17 protein-coding genes are annotated in these 17,424 nt (G+C 49.6%); 5 read left to right on the top strand and 12 right to left on the bottom strand.

Annotated elements, in window-relative coordinates; translation table 11 throughout:
* Positions 1-77: 77 nt before the first annotated feature.
* The 10 genes from MCJ35_RS02100 to MCJ35_RS02055 all read right to left on the bottom strand — a co-directional run bounded on the left by MCJ35_RS02100 (position 78) and on the right by MCJ35_RS02055 (position 10,598).
* Entirely contained in the window at positions 78-743 is a 666-nt protein-coding gene (locus MCJ35_RS02100) for a DUF4867 family protein (RefSeq protein ID WP_025483229.1), read from the bottom strand.
* Between the two features lie 39 nt (positions 744-782).
* Positions 783-1,637 (bottom strand): NAD(P)-dependent oxidoreductase, encoded by an 855-nt coding sequence (locus MCJ35_RS02095; RefSeq protein ID WP_025483230.1) that lies wholly within the window; start codon positions 1,635-1,637, stop codon positions 783-785.
* Between the two features lie 16 nt (positions 1,638-1,653).
* Entirely contained in the window at positions 1,654-2,340 is a 687-nt protein-coding gene (locus tag MCJ35_RS02090; protein WP_025483232.1) for a transaldolase family protein, read from the bottom strand.
* Positions 2,341-2,658: 318 nt separating this feature from the next.
* Positions 2,659-3,630, bottom strand: a complete 972-nt coding sequence (locus tag MCJ35_RS02085) for an HNH endonuclease family protein (RefSeq protein ID WP_240299332.1) — start codon at positions 3,628-3,630, stop codon at positions 2,659-2,661.
* Positions 3,623-5,944, bottom strand: a complete 2,322-nt coding sequence (locus MCJ35_RS02080; protein ID WP_155858393.1) for an ATP-binding protein — start codon at positions 5,942-5,944, stop codon at positions 3,623-3,625. Before MCJ35_RS02080 ends, MCJ35_RS02085 begins: the two co-directional genes overlap by 8 nt.
* 667 nt (positions 5,945-6,611) lie before the next feature.
* Positions 6,612-7,454: an undecaprenyl-diphosphate phosphatase gene (locus MCJ35_RS02075; protein ID WP_025483235.1), complete on the bottom strand. Its 843-nt coding sequence runs from the start codon at positions 7,452-7,454 to the stop codon at positions 6,612-6,614.
* Positions 7,455-7,565: 111 nt separating this feature from the next.
* Positions 7,566-8,240 (bottom strand): uracil-DNA glycosylase, encoded by a 675-nt coding sequence (locus MCJ35_RS02070; protein ID WP_008721596.1) that lies wholly within the window; start codon positions 8,238-8,240, stop codon positions 7,566-7,568.
* A gap of 244 nt (positions 8,241-8,484) precedes the next feature.
* On the bottom strand, positions 8,485-9,246 hold the full coding sequence (gene hisF, locus MCJ35_RS02065; protein WP_008721593.1) for an imidazole glycerol phosphate synthase subunit HisF: 762 nt from the start codon (positions 9,244-9,246) through the stop codon (positions 8,485-8,487).
* A gap of 9 nt (positions 9,247-9,255) precedes the next feature.
* Entirely contained in the window at positions 9,256-9,861 is a 606-nt protein-coding gene (gene hisH, locus MCJ35_RS02060; RefSeq protein ID WP_025483240.1) for an imidazole glycerol phosphate synthase subunit HisH, read from the bottom strand.
* 65 nt (positions 9,862-9,926) lie between these two features.
* Positions 9,927-10,598: a hypothetical protein gene (locus MCJ35_RS02055; protein ID WP_025483242.1), complete on the bottom strand. Its 672-nt coding sequence runs from the start codon at positions 10,596-10,598 to the stop codon at positions 9,927-9,929.
* A gap of 202 nt (positions 10,599-10,800) precedes the next feature.
* On the opposite strand from MCJ35_RS02055, the gene MCJ35_RS02050 reads away from it, so the two are divergent.
* Positions 10,801-12,693 carry an ABC-ATPase domain-containing protein gene (locus MCJ35_RS02050; protein WP_025483243.1) on the top strand — a complete coding sequence of 631 codons (1,893 nt, stop codon included), beginning with the start codon at positions 10,801-10,803 and terminating at the stop codon, positions 12,691-12,693.
* A 197-nt stretch (positions 12,694-12,890) separates the two neighbouring features.
* Here the strand turns inward: MCJ35_RS02050 and MCJ35_RS02045 are convergent, their stop codons facing one another.
* Entirely contained in the window at positions 12,891-13,913 is a 1,023-nt protein-coding gene (locus MCJ35_RS02045; RefSeq protein WP_025483244.1) for an aldo/keto reductase, read from the bottom strand.
* 65 nt (positions 13,914-13,978) lie between these two features.
* Positions 13,979-14,224, bottom strand: a complete 246-nt coding sequence (locus MCJ35_RS02040; RefSeq protein WP_008721585.1) for a calponin homology domain-containing protein — start codon at positions 14,222-14,224, stop codon at positions 13,979-13,981.
* A gap of 306 nt (positions 14,225-14,530) precedes the next feature.
* Between MCJ35_RS02040 and MCJ35_RS02035 the strand changes: the two genes are divergently transcribed.
* From MCJ35_RS02035 to asnA, 4 genes are all read left to right on the top strand, one after another.
* Positions 14,531-14,953, top strand: coding sequence for an acyl-CoA thioesterase (locus MCJ35_RS02035; RefSeq protein WP_008721582.1), 423 nt, complete (start codon positions 14,531-14,533; stop codon positions 14,951-14,953).
* Between the two features lie 25 nt (positions 14,954-14,978).
* Entirely contained in the window at positions 14,979-16,061 is a 1,083-nt protein-coding gene (locus MCJ35_RS02030) for a ComEC/Rec2 family competence protein (protein WP_025483246.1), read from the top strand.
* 28 nt (positions 16,062-16,089) lie between these two features.
* On the top strand, positions 16,090-16,302 hold the full coding sequence (locus MCJ35_RS02025) for a DUF3006 domain-containing protein (protein ID WP_040381283.1): 213 nt from the start codon (positions 16,090-16,092) through the stop codon (positions 16,300-16,302).
* Positions 16,303-16,387: 85 nt separating this feature from the next.
* Positions 16,388-17,395 carry an aspartate--ammonia ligase gene (asnA, locus tag MCJ35_RS02020; protein WP_008721578.1) on the top strand — a complete coding sequence of 336 codons (1,008 nt, stop codon included), beginning with the start codon at positions 16,388-16,390 and terminating at the stop codon, positions 17,393-17,395.
* Positions 17,396-17,424 lie beyond the last annotated feature (29 nt).

Raw genomic sequence — 17,424 nt, 5'->3', positions numbered from 1 at the left:
GGGTCCAGCCCCATCTGCCAGGATACAAGTTGGACCTGGGCGGTGTTTTATTGTTTATGTTAATCCTAAAGCCTGATTTAATACCTAAGCTCCCTGTTCTCTCCCAGAAGCCCCGGGAATGCGCCCTGCCGGATTAAGGGTTCCCGGTCAGGATGGGCAATGACCCATTTATTACATTGCAGAAGCAGCTTTTCCTCGTCCGTGGCCGGAGCCGTCCGGTTCTTTAATGGCGTGTTGGTTCCCTTTGGAAGAACCACGATATCCTTAAATCCCTGGTCCGTCACACGGCAGGGGGATAAGTGAAGCGTGGTCTGGTACATCTCAATGGCTGTCCCCTTTTCCACAAAAAACACGCTGGCGTCCTCCACCCTGTATGTGTTGTCCTTTATCTCCCATGTATGCCCCAGCACCAGCATGAAATCCGTCACTGCAATGTTGATCTCGCTTCCCTTGTGATACTCAAATCCGTTGTATGTAGTGTTCCTGCCGTTGCAATATCCCACCTGGATGTCCATGCCGCCGTAGAAGCCGTCCCGCAGACAGGCCGTCACAGGCGCCTCCTCCATCCCTGGAACCGATGGCAGATAGATATTGCCGTTCTCCGGGATGTCTGACTTTGTCTCCATATATGATATCAGGTCAGAAAAATCATAGCCCGTTATAATCCGTCCATATGTCTCAAACTCTTTGGAGTCCACAGGGCGGACCGGAATGCCGTTGACCTGGTTCAGGCGTTCCATCATTGTATTATCCATGTTCCGTCTTTCCTTCCTCTCTCCGGATCAGCCTCTCACTACCTTTATAGTAGCACAAAAATCCTCTTTCCCATATCCCTGTTCCAGGGCCTTTTCATAAACCTGGCCAGCCGCCTGTTCACCCGGCATGGAAAGTCCGGATTCCTCTGCCAGCTTCATGCAGATATTCACGTCCTTGGCCATGTTTTCCACGGAAAATGCAGTGGTATAGTCCTCTTTTTCTATCACACCCTTCTTGGAATCCAGATAGAAATTCTGGCCTCCGCCGTAGGAAATGGCTTCCGCGTAATCCATGACGGAAATCCCGTTCCTTCCCGCCAGGCTGATGGTTTCATTGACCCCGTTCTGAATCTGGGAAACCAGGGCATTGTGGCAGATTTTCATCACAAGTCCTTTGCCGTTCTCTCCCATGTGCTTTACATTCTCACCCATGTAAAGGAGGATGGGGCGCATGGCCTCGTATGTCTCCCTGTCTCCGCCCACATAGATTCCCAGCTTACCTGCAACGGCGGCGGGTTTGGATTTGACAACCGGTGCATCGATGAATCCGGCGCCAGTTTTTTTCACCATCCCGGCAATCTCCACGGATACGCTTGGGTCGATGGTGCTCATGTCGATACAGGTCTTGGTGGAATCCAGCACGTCCAGGATTCCCATGTACACAGACCTTGAATGCTCTGACTTTGGCACCATGGAAATGATTACGTCCGAATTCCTTGCCAGTTCCACGGAATCACTGCAGGCCACGGCTCCCTTGGATGCCAGAAGCTCTGTCTTTTCCTTTACAAAGTCAAATACGTACACCGTGTCATTGTGTTTCTTTACAATATTCTCACTCATGGACTCACCCATGATTCCCAGTCCGATAAACCCTATCTTCATATCTGTCCTGCTCCTTTTATTCTGTAATCGTATGATCCCATGCATCAATGAAGGTGCCGATTCCCTGGTTGGTATAGGCATGCTTCATGGTATCCTGATACACGGCCAGTCCGGTTGTTATGATATCCGCCCCGGCCACGGCGCAGTCCACAATCTGCTTTGGTGTCCGGATTGCAGCGCAGATGATCTGGGTCTTTCCGTAGAATCCGTAGTTCTTGTAAATGTCCACAATATTCTGGATATATGTCTTACAGTCCTCTCCGTTGGCTTCCTTCCAGCCAATGAACGGGGATACGAACAGTGAATGGTTCTTTGCCGGGAGGATGGCCTGGGCCGGAGAAAATACCAGGGTCACATTGGTCCTGATTCCCTCTGCCTCCAGCTTCCTGGCTGCCGTGACACCTGCCTCGGTTGCCGGGATCTTGATTACGAAGTTAGGGCTGATGGCTGCAATCTTCCTGGCCTCTGCCAGCATTGCCTCCGCCTCGTCCAGATGGGGATTGATCTCAACGGAGACCGGGAAACGCTCATATCCGTCCAGTCCTTCGGACTTAATCCAGTCCGCAATGCCCTGGATGGCTGTGAGGAACGGTTTCCCGCTGAGCATGATATGCCTTGGGTTGGTGGTAACACCGTCAATACCAAATGTGTTGTAGGCTAACTGGATCTCATCAAGCTTTGCACTGTCTAAGAAATACTTCATAATCTTACATCCTCCTTGTTTTGACTCTTGTTTAATTTATTAATTTGATTAATCAATTATTGTGGCAAGGGATTGGGCCTATGAGAGTTTGTGTACTTATCCGCTTACCACAAGTTTGTAACTCAATAATATAGTCAAAATAGCTAAATGTCAATGGGATTTATGGAAAATTTTACGTTTCGTCATATTGTTTAATTCATTTAATTAATTTTGTACAAAATGACAAATGCTTTTTATTTCCAGTACCTCTCTGCTTCCAGGAATCCTAAACAGCCGCATTACAAAGGACAGCCGTGCTTTACCTTGTTTTTTTGCGGCTCAGCTGTCTGACCGGGCTGTAACAGGGTATATCCCCAATTTATCATAAATATCATGGTACATTTTAGCCAATGAACGGGTTTTCATATCTTCCTCGCTGATTGGCGGTCCAAAAACAGCCCTTTTCACGTCGTCTTCTGTTATATAGATTTTTCCCGAATCATTTAACTCCTTAAACATTTTCTGAAATTCTTCTATCTGGCTTTTGGAATATTCCATTTGTTTCTCTATTATCATCTTAATATCGCGCTCATGAATTGCATAAGCCTCCCGGATTTTCATATGCTTAAGGTTATTTTTCATGCATTCATTGTCTGTCTCAATTTTGACGATGTACCCGTCTTTCTTGGCTTTATAAGAAAATCTCACTTCCTGGTTGAAATTAATTTCCTCATCAAAGGGAGAGGCGAACGCTTTGCTGCCTCCGCTTTTAATACGGTTGCAGTTCCCGCAGGCCGGAACCAGATTGTAAAGGCTTACTGCAAAAACCGGATACTTTGAGCGGCTGAAAAAATGGTCCAGCTGCGCCCCGGATGCATTCCGTGCCCTTGCATTAATATAATCCCTGTTGCAATACGGACATACCGTCAATCCGGTGTTCCCTACCAGCCTGACCCGCAGCGACTTCCCGTCCTTCTCAGACTTCGCCACATCACGAAAGGCTTTGTATAACCTATAATATAAATCCGTTAATTGCGGCTTATGGGGTGAATGATTGTCACGGCATTCTGCCTCCATTTCCGCCATTTTATTTTTCCTTATATACTGCTCAGCCTCCTTCAGCTTTTTATAAGGGGCCAAAATCAATTCCCTGAACCGGCCCTCTGCATCCTTTGCAGTGAAAAAATCCAGGGGCAGGAACTTTTTGCTGCTGGCTGCAACTGCTTTCATGTCCCCTATGCCGACATTCTTTCGTACTGCCTCAAAATATTCCTCCTGGAATCCATTTGTATATGTATGAATCTTAATCATGCTTCAGCCTTTGTATCCTTTCCTCCAACTGCCGGATTTCCTTTTGCATCTCATTTATCTGCCATTCCTTATCTTCTGCCTTATATATGCTTACAAGTTTTTCCAGATTATCCCTATAAACAGGTTCTCCTATCTGGTCAATCAATCCCTGTATGGCCTCACATTCCTCCCCGTCCTCTAGTTCGGAATAGTACTGGTGCAAAAATGTGCGGATATCTTCCATCCTTGCCGCCTTACGCTTCCTCCCGCCCTGCAGAACGCCTATCATTTCCTGGATCATTGTCTTCGCATATTCCCCAATCGTAGCTTCCATAAAGAAATTCCTGCGAAGCAGACGGTGGATATTCTGTCCAAATGTGATTTCCTTTTCCCGCATTTCCGCGGCTGTCTCCTCTTCCCCTGAAAGATAAACCACGTCTTCCCTTAATACATCTGACAGGATAAAAGGAGAGTTGGTTGTAATCACAATCTGTACCCGCTCCTGGTTTAATTTTTCATTTATCATGTTTAAAAGCGTATCAATATAACATCTCTGCCACTCCGGGTGATAATATACCTCCCCTTCGTCAATAAAAATCATAGCCGTCTCCCCCGGCAGCAGCGTTTCCTCACTGCCAAAGATATTCTTACCCACCAATTCCTCATAAAACGTTTTCTCATACTGACGGCCTTCAAGCATCCAGAACAGCCTTGCCAGAAATGCAAATTTTGCATACTCCCCGGATGAGAAATATTCTATCTTTGCATCCGGACAATGTACAAACTTTTCCAGCAGGCTTTTGACCTTTTCATGGTTATTTTCAATCTGACCCAGGGTAAACTGTTCTTCTGCCTCATTTTTATCTTCTGACATCACCCTCCTCACATGGAATACCTTATCTGCCTTTAAATCCAGCAGACGGTTCACCCTATCCTGTCCCATGCATTTCAGAAAGGTAAACTGGTAACATAACTCCTTATTGATATAATCCTCATTCCCTGCCATCCCTTCCTTCCAGCACGTGATTTTCTCCGTAAAGCTTCCCATTTCAGAGTAATCATACTGCTTAAAGTCATCCAACATCACTGCCTGTTCCTGCTTGCCGCCGTTCTTCCCATCCCCTCTTTGCGCCGTGTCCGCAAAAGGTTCTAAATCATTCTTCAACAAACCGGAGAAATAGAACAGCTTGCTGAATTCATTGAAGCTTCTGATGATTCCCCTATTAAAAGGTTTTAAAGGTATGGCCTGATCCACCCTAAGTCCGTCTATATTCGTCACATAATATGCGTCATCATCCAGGCGGAACACCACCAGGAACTCCGTATACTCCTCTAAGATATGATAATCCCGGACCGCATCTTTCTGAATGAAGCCATCCTCCAATATGATATCGGTTTCCTCCATCAGCTTTAACAGCCTTAGGAATGTTCCCCTCAGGAAATCCACGGTGCTTGATTTGCCACTTCCGTTCTTTCCCACAATGCAGGAAAGGGAGGACACGGCCTTTCCATAAAAATGATGGATCCGTCTCCCCTTCTCCTGGCTTAACTGTAATTTTTTTCTCCGGATATCGTAATGATACCGATGGTCAAAATCAATCTGCTGTTCTTCCATCCCGTGATATCGGTTTAGGTAAAGCAGCGAAAACATCATCTGTCTATAATTGATTTTCTCCCCCGAACTGCCATGAACAACACCGTAAAGTTTCTGTTCCTCCTGCCGTCCGTAGTAGCCATCCAACCGCCAGTCTCCAATGTCAAAAGGAAAATCTTCCTTGACATGAGCGTTCTTATTTAATACAGTCACATTACCTTTATATAAAGAGATAGTATACTCCAAAATATCATTCAGATAAAATGACCGGTTTCCAATCCCGCCATTCCCCCAATATCCCCGTGGATTTTCAAAGACTTCCAGAGTATCCGTATCCAGGTTTATATCCCCAAGAAATGCCCTTTCCACGTCTTCCGTTTCCGACTGCAGCTTCTTATATAAGGTTTTATTCAGGATATCTACAAGAATCAGGGAGTCCAGATACCAGAATTTATACTCTTTCTGTCTAGCATCGGATAACGAAGACGTTGTTATAATCGCATGAATCTGATGGCGGTAAACCGTATCATTAATAATTCCATACATACGATACTGTTTCAGGACATTATCCAGAACCGCCACTGGAACATTGCGGATGTATTTCTTAATCATCTCAATCCCATGATAAGCATATCCACGGTCCTTCAAAGAACCCGCATGCCGGATATGCGTAAAAAGCGCCTCTGCCGTCCTGTCCCCGGAAAGCTTGGGTATGTTTCCTTTGGGGTAAAACCTGCACATTAACCGGATTGCCTCTTCATTATCAGCAAACTTCCCTATAAAATTCCGATAAAACTCTATCAAAGCCGGAAAGGCAGTATGAACCAGCTCTGGGACGTTTTGCATATACACTGTTTCTCCGTCTTCTAAGTTATCCAGATTGTGAAAAAAGGCATAGGCCATGTGCCTTCTGGTATAAAGCGTTCTGTATGTTTTAGCAGACGCTATTTCCCCCTGATTCCGGAATAATGCCTGGTCCAAATCTATGGCAAAGGACATGATGCCTTTTTCATAGTCATCTGTCACAAACGGTTTCTGATGCTCTTTATCAATTTCTTTTTGTTCTTCGTCAAATATGCGGCATAATAACCGGCAGAGTTGGTCTTCGTTCTCAACCAAAGTATTTTGTGATATGGCGTAACCTATCCGTAAATTAGTTTTTCTTGATTCTATGATGATTTTTATCCTATCGATAACAGACATTTCCAACCCCTCCCTCTTTCCTTCCCAGTATAGCATTCCTTGTCTTATGCCGTCAATTATTACCGCCCAGGTCATCCATCCACTGTTCTGCCGTTGGAGGGCGGCCATGGCGCGCACAACCAAAAAGACCGCCCTGTTTCCAGGGCGGTACAAAAGGTTTCAGTATAACCGTATCAAACCAATGTCTGAATAGAATAAACACGCTCTAGCTGGCCAGCGCCGTAATCCCAAAATAAGCCAGCACAATCACTCCCAATATAATCCTGTAATAACCAAAGAACTTGAAGTCATGCTTGCGCACATAGCTCATCAGGAACTGGATGGAATAGATGGATACCACGAACGCTATAAGCATGCCCAGGATTGTGTAAAACACCTGCGGGCCTGTGAACACATTGCCAGCCATGAAATATTTTACCAGCTTTAAGAGGCTTGCTCCAAACATGACCGGGATTCCAAGGAAAAATGAAAACTCCGCGGCAGCTCCCCTGGAACACCCCAGCACCATGGCTCCCAGGATGGTGGAACCGGAACGGGAGGTTCCAGGAATCAGGGCCAGAAGCTGGACCATGCCGATAAAGAACGCTGTCTTTGCAGAAATCTGCCCAACCTTGTTAATACTCGGATTGGCGCACACGCTGCTGTTCTCCAGGACAATGAAAAGCACACCATATATAATCAGGGCAGCAGACACCACATACGCATTAAAGAGATGGGCTTCCATCCAGTCATCCAGCAAAAGTCCCAGGACGGCTGCGGGGATGCAGGCAATGACAATCTTAATCCACAGGGACCAGGTCGCATCCTTCTGCCTGCTGCTCTTACTGGGGCTGAAAGGATTCAGTTTATGGAAATACATGACCACCACTGCCAGGATTGCCCCCAGCTGGATGACCACCAGGAACACGTCCTTAAACGCATCCGGCTGGTTCAGCTTGATAATCTCATCCACCAGTATCATATGCCCGGTACTGCTTATGGGCAGCCATTCCGTGAATCCCTCCACGATTCCCAATACAATTATCTTCAACACTTCAACTAAAGTCATAAATTCTCCTTACCGCATCTTTGCCTGTAATTCCCGCATCATGCCCCTTACATGGATGCCAAGGCTGTATGCTGTACATTTTATGTAATCTTATGCGTCACTATACCTGTTTTATATATTCTCAATCTGCCAGTCCACCGGCGCCAGACCATGTTCCTCAAGAAATGCATTGGTCCTGCTAAAAGGCCTGCTGCCGAAAAATCCCCTGAACGCGGATAACGGACTTGGATGAGGCGCTTCCAGTATCATATGCTTTGGATTGGTCAGCATGGGTTTCTTGGACTGGGCCGGCCTTCCCCACAGGATGAATACCATGGGACGGTCCTGCTCATTGAGAATCCGGATGGCGGCGTCCGTAAACTGCTCCCACCCAATATCATGGTGCGAATTGGCCTGGTGGGCACGCACGGTCAGTACGGTGTTAAGGAGCATGACGCCCTGGTCCGACCACTTCTTCAGATATCCGTTATTGGGGATGTAACACCCCAGGTCGTCGTGAAGCTCCTGATATATATTCACCAGGGACGGCGGGACCTCCACATCCGGCTTTACGGAAAAACACAGGCCGTGGGCCTGTCCGTCATTGTGATAAGGATCCTGCCCCAGGATGACCACCTTTACATCCGCCAGAGGCGTAAATGCAAATGCATTGAATATATCATCCGGCGCCGGGAATATCTTCCTTGTCTCATATTCGTGTTTTACGGTCTGATACAGCTTTTTATAATATGCTTTCTTAAACTCGCCACTTAAGGGCTGCAGCCAGTCATTGGATATCGCGGCCATCTCCTGCATCTCCTTTTCTTCTACATGTTTATCCATATTTTCATATTTTAGCATAGGAATACAAAGGAAACAACGGATATATACAAAATATTTGTCAAAGAAAAACGAAAATACGGTTTCCGGACGGAAATATGGTTTTAAGACGGAAATATGGTTTCAGAACCGTAATATGGTTGCAGGCAAAAGCACGGACAGGGCGGCGGCACCATTGCCAGGCGCCGCCGCCCTGTAATCCAAACCCGCCTTACAGCCGGACCGGTATCCCCTTCCCGGCCAGATACTCTTTAAGGTCCCTTATCTCCAATTCCTTATAATGGAACAGGGACGCCGCAAGGGCTGCATCCGCCTTCCCCTTTGTCAGGGCTTCATGGAAATGTTCCTTTGTGCCTGCCCCGCCCGATGCAATGACTGGCACCGAGACATTTTCCGCAATCAGGGAAGTCAGCTCGTTATCATACCCGGCTTTGGTCCCATCGCAGTCCATGCTGGTGAGAAGGATCTCCCCTGCGCCCATCCGGTCGGCCTTCATGGCCCACTCCACGGCGTCAATGCCCACATCCACACGGCCCCCGTGCTTGAAGATGTTCCATCCCGACCCGTCCGGCCTGCGCCTGGCATCAATGGCCACCACCACGCACTGCCGCCCGAACTTATCCGCCGCATCGCTGATAAGCCGCGGGTTATCAATGGCTGAGGAATTAATGGAAATCTTATCAGCGCCTTCCCGCAAAAGCATGCGGAAATCTTCCACCGTGCGGATGCCTCCGCCGACAGTAAAGGGGATGAACACGGTTTCCGCCACCTTGCGCACCATGTCCACCACCGTATTCCGGTTGTCCGAGGAAGCAGTGATGTCCAGGAATACCAGCTCGTCCGCACCGGCCTTATCGTAGGCGGCGCCTATCTCCACCGGGTCCCCTGCGTCCCGCAGGTTCACAAAATTCACGCCCTTTACAACACGCCCTTCATTCACATCCAGGCATGGGATTATTCTCTTTGTAAACATAGCACTCTCCTACAGTTCGATGAAATTTTTTAATATGGTAAGCCCCACCTGGCTGCTTTTTTCCGGGTGGAACTGGCAGGCAAACACATTATCCCGCTCAACCGCCGCGTGTATATGGGTGCTGTATTCCGTGGAAGCCGCCACAATGGCTTCATCCTCCGCCTTCAGATAATAGGAATGTACAAAATATACATACGCCCCATTCCCAATCCCCTTAAACAGCCTGGCTTCCGGCTTTATGTCCAGGGAATTCCATCCCATATGGGGAATCTTAAGCCCCGGGCAGTCCGGTATCTTGAGGATGCGGCCAGGAAGGATATCAAGTCCTTCCACTCCCGGACTCTCCTCACTGCTTCCGAACAAGAGCTGCAGTCCCAGGCAGATTCCTAAAAAGGGGGTTCCCTTTTCCACCGTGTCATGGATCACATCCACCAGGCCATACTGGCGCAGGCGGCCCATGGCATCGCCAAAGGACCCCACTCCAGGCAGGATGACCTTGTCCGCATCCAGTATGGTCTTCCCATCCCTTGTGATGACCGGTGATTCTCCCAGGGATATCAGTGCTTTTTCTACGCTGCGCAGGTTGCCTGCGTCATAATCAATTATGGCAATCATATTTTTAACCTCGCTCCTATGATTTAACATTTTAGCATGGTAACGTAATAAAGGCAATATGTTTTTTAAATTCCTGCTAAATCCCGGATGAAATCCACGGAATTGCAGTGGATTCCATATGCACGTTCCTGGGCTTCCCTGGGTATCTGGTAAAAGCTTTCATGAATCCTGAAAAACAGGGACTTCTGGTTAAAAAATGCAATCTTTTCAAATGGCCATCTCATGACCGTCGGGGTCCCAAACCCTTCTCCCAGTTCCAGGATCACAAGGGCCCGGTTCAATGTGCCAGTCTGCCATTTCTTGTAAGCTTCCCAGCGGGGCAGGTACCCCTCCTCTATATAATTGCCTGAATCTAGGGTATTGCCGGTAAGCGGCGCGCCGCAATGAGGACAGATATCGTCCGGTATTTCCCCTTCCTCCCATATGTCCTTGGTACAGGCATTGGAGCACTGGCGCCAGTGGATGTTGCCGCAGGGCGCCACCACCCGGCCCGGATTGAAATCCGTTTCATAGATGGCTCCGTCCGTCAGGGTGGTAACCACATGGTAATCCTTGTCCTTTACAAGGGCGTATAAGGAATCATACGCTTCCTTCAGCCCGGCCTGGGCACTGTCACCAAGGCTCCGCTCCCTTATGTCCCTGCCGTCCTCCCTGAGTTTCCACTCACCGCCGATTCCAATCAATACTTTTTCAGCGCCCGTAAGGGCATCTGTCAGCTGCTTTTTTATTTCTTCCATCATAAGTGCTTCACTTTCTTTCCTGCTTTTTATGCAAACCATCATACCATAAACGGAGGTATTGTTCAACGCCGGTGAAATCCATATATCCGGTTGCATTTTCCTGTTCCGTGCATTAAAATATAATGGATTAAAAACAGATTAAATTAAGAAAGCGGCCACAGGCACAGCCATGTCCCTGCGGACCAAGAGGTGATTATAAATGACGAAATCAGCGCCAGATTTAAGAAAGCTTTTAGAGTCCATTGACCGGAGAAGCTATCCGGCCTACAAGGACGCCAGGGGATCCTACGATTTCAGCGATTATGTCCTGACCATTGACCATGTGCAGGGGGACCCCTTTGCCTCCCCTTCCAAGCTCAGCGTCTTCATACCCCACCAGAAGGCGGGATATCCGGCGGATTACTTTAATACGCCCTGGAAGCAGACAGCCCTTGAGGATTATCTGGTAAGGCAGTTCTACCAGGAGATTGCAAAATATAATTTTAAGGCAAAGGGTTCCGGTAAAAGCGGGCTCATCACCACCAGCCATCCCGGCCCCGAGGTGTTAAGCCGCACTGCCTGTGAGTGCAATGCCAAAGGAATAACCGTCCGCTTTGAATGCGGTTTCCCGGCCAATGGAAGGACCATTAATTCAGGGGAGCTTATTAAGATTCTCTTTGACTTCCTTCCCAGATGTGCTAAAAGCGTACTTTACTTTAAGAACCGCAGGCCCGGTGAGGTAAAATCCGTGATTGACCTGGCCGAGGACCAGCAGTTCATCCGTGAGGAACTTGGGCGGCTGGACCTGGTATCCTTTGTGGCCGATGAGGCCATCCTGCCCAGGGAAAGCGGGATTTCCAGCAGACCCATGAGGGGAAGCGTCCCCTTTGTATCCCCCCAGTCCATGCGGGTGGAACTGAACCTTCCCCATCACGGCGCCATTACAGGCATGGGGCTGAAACGCGGCATCACCCTCATTGTGGGCGGCGGCTATCACGGCAAATCCACATTGCTCAAGGCCCTGGAATCCGGGGTCTATAACCACATTGCCGGGGATGGACGGGAATATGTGATTACGGACAGCACTGCCATGAAACTGCGGGCCGAGGATGGGCGCAGCATCCGCAACACGGATATTTCCCTGTTCATCAATGACCTGCCCAACAAAAAGGACACGCGGTGCTTCTCCACCGAGGATGCCAGCGGAAGCACGTCCCAGGCAGCTGCCGTAATTGAGGGCATGGAGGCAGGCAGCCGTGTCTTCCTGATTGATGAGGATACCTCCGCCACCAACTTCATGGTGCGGGATGACCTGATGCAGAAGATCATCAGCCGTTCCAAGGAGCCTATCACCCCGTTCATTGAGCGGGCCAGGGATCTGTACGAAAAGTCCGGCATATCCACGGTCATGGTTGCGGGCAGCTCCGGCGCCTATTTCTATATTGCGGACACCATCCTTCAGATGGACTGCTATGAACCATATGACATCACAGACAGGACAAAGGCATTCTGCGCGTCCTATGGAACAGAACCCATAACCCGCGCCCCCGGATTCTCCATTCCCCAGAAAGGCCGGAAGCTTTTTACAGGGAACAATGGAAATGCAGCCCGCAGCGAATCAACCGGATGGGACGGTTCTTCTTACAGCCGGGGGGATTCCTCCTATGGCCAGGGCGGTTCTTCTTACGGCCGGGGCGGTTCTTCTTACGGCCAGGACGGTTCTTCTTACGGCCGGGGCCGGAGCGGTTCCTCCTACGGCCGGGGCGGGCAGCGCGGACACGGTCCGTCTGATTCCGGCGGACGTGACGAACGCATCAAGGTAAAGGTCTACGGAAAGGACTCCCTTCAGGTAGGCAAGTCACCGGTGGACCTGCGTTTTGTGGAACAGCTCATCGACCCGGAGCAGACCAACACGCTTGCCCAGATACTCCGGTACTGCGTAGAGCACCAGCTTCTGGAACGCTATACGGTTGCTGACACGGTTGCGCTCGTGCAGAAGGAAGTGGCAAAGGGCGGCCTGAGTGCACTCAGCGATTCCTCCTATGCAGCCATGGGACTCTGTATGCCCAGGGTTCAGGAGATATTTGCATGCATCAACCGTTACAGAGGATAAATGAAGGATAAAAAGCAGGGGCGCGAGGTATGATTAAAATACCGCGCAGCCCCTGCCCTTATTTTATCTTGGAAGCCGGACCCATGTACATCATTTTCTTCCATCTTCAATCATCTTCCACGTTCCCGGCCCCATGGCCTGTCCGAAGGACATTGTCCCTACATGATCCGTAAGGTCCATTCCCTCACGGACACATACTAATACTCCTTCCCGTCCAATATCTCCAGATAATCCTTCAGATTCTTCTCAAGCAAAGACGGCGTATCCAGCCCGTATGGACATTTCCCCTTACACTGTCCGCAGTGGAGGCACTGCTCAATCAGCTTCATCTGCGCCTGGGCCTCAGGGGTAAGCTGGGCCTGGGACGGGGCGCGTCGGATCATCAGGGACATCCTGGCGCTGTTACAGATGTCAATCCCTACCGGACACGGCATGCAGTATCCGCAGCCGCGGCAGAATTCGCCCTGAAGCTGCTCCCTGTCGCGGGCAATCAGCTCCTCCAGTTCCTTTGTCATCACCGGAGGATTCTGGACATAGGATAAGAACTCGTCCAGTTCCTTCTCCCTCTGGACCCCCCAGATGGGAAGTACATTGTCAAACTGTGCCAGATATACATAGGCTGCCCGGGAATTATTAATCAGGCCGCCGGATAAGGCTTTCATTGCAATGAAGCCCATATTGGCATCCTTACATCTGCTTACCAGCTCCAAATCCTTATCCGTTGCCAGATAACAGAACGGGAACTGCAGCGTCTCATAAAGCCCGGAATCAATGGCTTCATTGGCAACAGCCAGCCTGTGGTTCGTGATGCCGATATGTCTCACCTTCCCCTGGGCCTTGGCCTCCAGGATTGCTTCATAAAGCCCGGTCCCATCGCCTGGCTTTGGACAGAAGGACAGATTGTGGAACTGATATAAATCTATGTAGTCTGTCCTGAGATTTTCCAGGGAAGTTCCTAAGTCCTTCCAGAAATCCTCCACGGTATCCGCCATGGTCTTGGTGGCTATAAATACCTTGTCCCGGATTCCTTCCAGCGCCATCCCCACTTTCTTCTCACTGTCCGTATAGCACCGGGCCGTATCAAAAAATGTGATTCCTCCCTCATATGCCTTTCTCACCAGATATACGGCGTCCTCATCCGATATACGCTGGATAGGAAGGGCGCCGAAACCATTCTTATTCACAGTAATGCCAGTGCTTCCCAGAGTCACTTCCACCATCTTTTGTACCTCCACTTGAGATTTTTTATTTATTTTATCACAAAAATCCCGGGCTGTATACCATGTCAGGCGCTCAGGCTGTCCTCTGTCCCGGATGACAGCATTTCCTTTAAGTCTTCCATGGTCATATCACGTTCACGCAGCATTTCGTTGACAACCTTAAACTCTTCCAATTGAATCTGTTCTTCCAGATAACCTTCCTTTTCCCTCATTGTCTCCAGACAGCTCTCATACTGTGCAATGGATGCCCGCACCTCAGCAAGCTCCCCCTGCAGTTTTTCAATCGGTGTTTTCCTTACTCCCCGTGCCATAGCAATATGCTCCTTTTCTCTGATTTTATTTTTAAGGCCATGGGTTCATTCTGTAGGCCCATTTATTACCAGTATATGTAGGCTTATCCAAAAATATACAGCGTATTTCAAATCCATTCCATGTTTTTTGCATCTGCGCTGTCATGATTTCCGGTATTTCAGGGACTTTACGAATTATGCTGCCTGCGATATACTAGGGAGTGTTGCGCAATGAGATACCAATAACTGCGCCACGCTGCCCGTACAGCCGCACAGCCGCCGCAAGGGCCGGCCGCGCGTAAGATACCACAAGACCAGGAGGTAAGAATGATAAAAGAATATGAGCATCATGCCCAATATTACGAAACAGACCAGATGGGATGCGTCCATCATTCCAACTTCATCCGCTGGATGGAGGAAGCCAGGATTGACATGATGGAACAGATGGGATGCGGATACCGTGCCATGGAACATGCCGGAATCATGAGCCCGGTCCTGGAAGTCCGCTGCCAGTACAGGAACATGGTGCATTTTGATGACCGCATCCGCATCAGGGTCAGCATCAAAGCTTACAACGCAATCCGCATGACCCTGGAATATGAAATGCGGGACGCGGCAAGCGGCAAGCTTATGGCATCCGGTGAAAGCAGCCACTGCTTCTTAAACAGGGAAGGGCGGCCTATATCCTTAAAAAGAATCCATCCCCAGTGGGATGAGGCCTTCATCCAGGCCATGGAACAACTGAAATAAAACCGACAGAAAGGCTGACATTAAAATGACCCGACACAACCATATCCGATTATTGATAATTAGCATGCTTATGATGATTGCCGTGCTGGCAGGCGGCTGTTCCTCCTCCCCGTCCCCATCCGCGGTCCCTCCGGCCACACAGGCAGGCGGGACAGGACAGGATCTGACGGTGCACTATATTGACGTGGGCCAGGGTGACAGTATACTGGCGGGATCTGACGGACATTACATGCTGATTGACGCAGGTGAAAATGACCAGGCGGACACCGTTGTTTCCTATCTGAAGCAGGCCGGGGTCACCACCCTTGATTATGTCATCGGCACCCATCCCCACTCTGACCACATAGGGGGGCTGGATAAGGTCATTGAGGAGTTCACCGTGGGCAAGGTCATCCTTCCTCCGGTGGAGCACACCACACGCACCTTTGAGGATGTGCTGAACGCAGTCTCCAACAAGGGGCTTAAAATCACCAAACCGGTTCCCGGCGACACCTATGGCCTCGGGAACGCATCCTTCACCATTGTCGCACCGGTAAAGGATTATGGAAATGATTTAAACAACTGGTCCGTGGGAATCCGGCTCACCTATGGCAGCAACAGCTTCCTCATGTGCGGGGACGCTGAATCCCAGGCCGAGTCCGACATGCTGGACAGCGGCATGCCCCTGAAGGCAGATGTGCTGAAGGCAGGCCATCACGGAAGCAGCACCTCCACCACCAGCACCTTCCTGAAGGCGGTATCGCCCTCCTACGTGGTAATCCAGTGCGGAAAGGATAATTCCTACGGACATCCCCATAAAGAGACCATGGAAAAACTGGAGAAGGCGGGATGCCGGATATTCCGCACGGATGAGGACGGCACCATCACCGCATCCAGCGACGGGACCCACATCACCTGGGATGTTCCCGGCACACAGAAGGACGCCGGCGCCCAGCCTTCCCCGGCCCAGCAGTCCACTTATATACTCAATACCAACACCATGAAATTCCACCTGCCCGGCTGCCCCTCTTCGGAACAGATCCAGGACAGGAACCGGAAGGAATATACCGGCACAAGGGACGGGCTTATCAGCCAGGGATACGCGCCCTGCAAACAATGCAACCCATAATCAGCCCAACATGCAACAGGAGGTTTACATGAAATACATCATCGACCGGCTGGAGGAAGGTCTGGCCATATGTGAAAACGAGCAGAAGGCAATGGTATCCATTCCGCTGGAACAGCTGCCGGAAGCCGTAAAGGAAGGGGATATGATCAATGAGACGGATGGCATCTTTTCCATTGATAAGGAAGGCACCGGGGAGCGGCGCAGGAAAATGCGCAAAAAACTCATGGATTTATTTGAATAGTTTTTTATTTTTAGCCCTTGCACCTTTTTCCCATTAATGATACCATAAGAAACATATGTAAATCGATAATTGGAGGATCATTTAGATGGAACTGATTTTACCTGAAAACTATGACCCCCGGCTTACCATCCGGGAGACACAGGACGCAATCAAATACATACGTGACACGTTCCAGAAAGAGATGGGACGGGAAATGCACCTGGAGAGGATTTCCGCCCCCCTGTTCGTGGAGCGCAGCAGCGGTCTTAACGATAACCTGAACGGCACGGAGAGGCCCGTGGACTTTGATATGCTGGGTCTTCCCGGCGAGACCCTGGAGGTTGTCCACTCCCTTGCCAAGTGGAAACGTATGGCCCTTAAGGAGTACGGCTTTAAACCCGGTGAAGGCCTTTACACCAACATGAACGCAATCCGCAGGGATGAGGAGCTGGATAACCTGCACTCCTGCTATGTGGACCAGTGGGACTGGGAACGTGTGATTACAAAGGAACAGAGGAACCTGGATACCCTGATGGACACGGTCCGTGAGATATTCAAGATCATCAAGCACATGCAGCACGAGGTGTGGTACAAATATCCAGAAGCGGTAAAGCACCTTCCCAAGGACATTTTCTTCATCACCACCCAGGAATTGGAGGATCTGTATCCTGACAGCACTCCCAAGGAGAGGGAGAACCTGATCACAAAGGAGCATGGATGTGTGTTCCTGATGCAGATCGGCGACAGGCTTGCGGGCGGTATGCCCCATGACGGGCGGGCGCCTGACTATGATGACTGGAGCCTGAACGGTGATATCCTGTTCTGGTTTGAACACTTAAACTGCGCCTTGGAGATTTCCAGCATGGGAATCCGCGTGGATGAGAAAGCCCTGGAGGAACAGCTTAAAAAGGCCGGGTGCGAAGAGCGCAGAAGCCTTCCCTACCATAAGATGCTCTTAAACGGCGAACTGCCCTACACCATCGGCGGCGGAATCGGACAGTCACGCCTGTGCATGCTTTTACTGGACCGCGCCCATATCGGCGAGGTACAGGCCAGTATCTGGCCAAAGGATATGAGGGAAATGTGCAGGCAGCACAACATTTTCCTGTTATAGGATTTTCCTGCTGTATTCAATAAACAGTA

The organism is Enterocloster sp. OA13 (assembly GCF_022440595.1).
GTDB lineage: Bacteria > Bacillota > Clostridia > Lachnospirales > Lachnospiraceae > Enterocloster > Enterocloster hominis.
The sequence above is the reverse complement of the archived record's forward strand: the minus strand, read 5'-3'. Positions and strand labels throughout refer to the sequence as shown.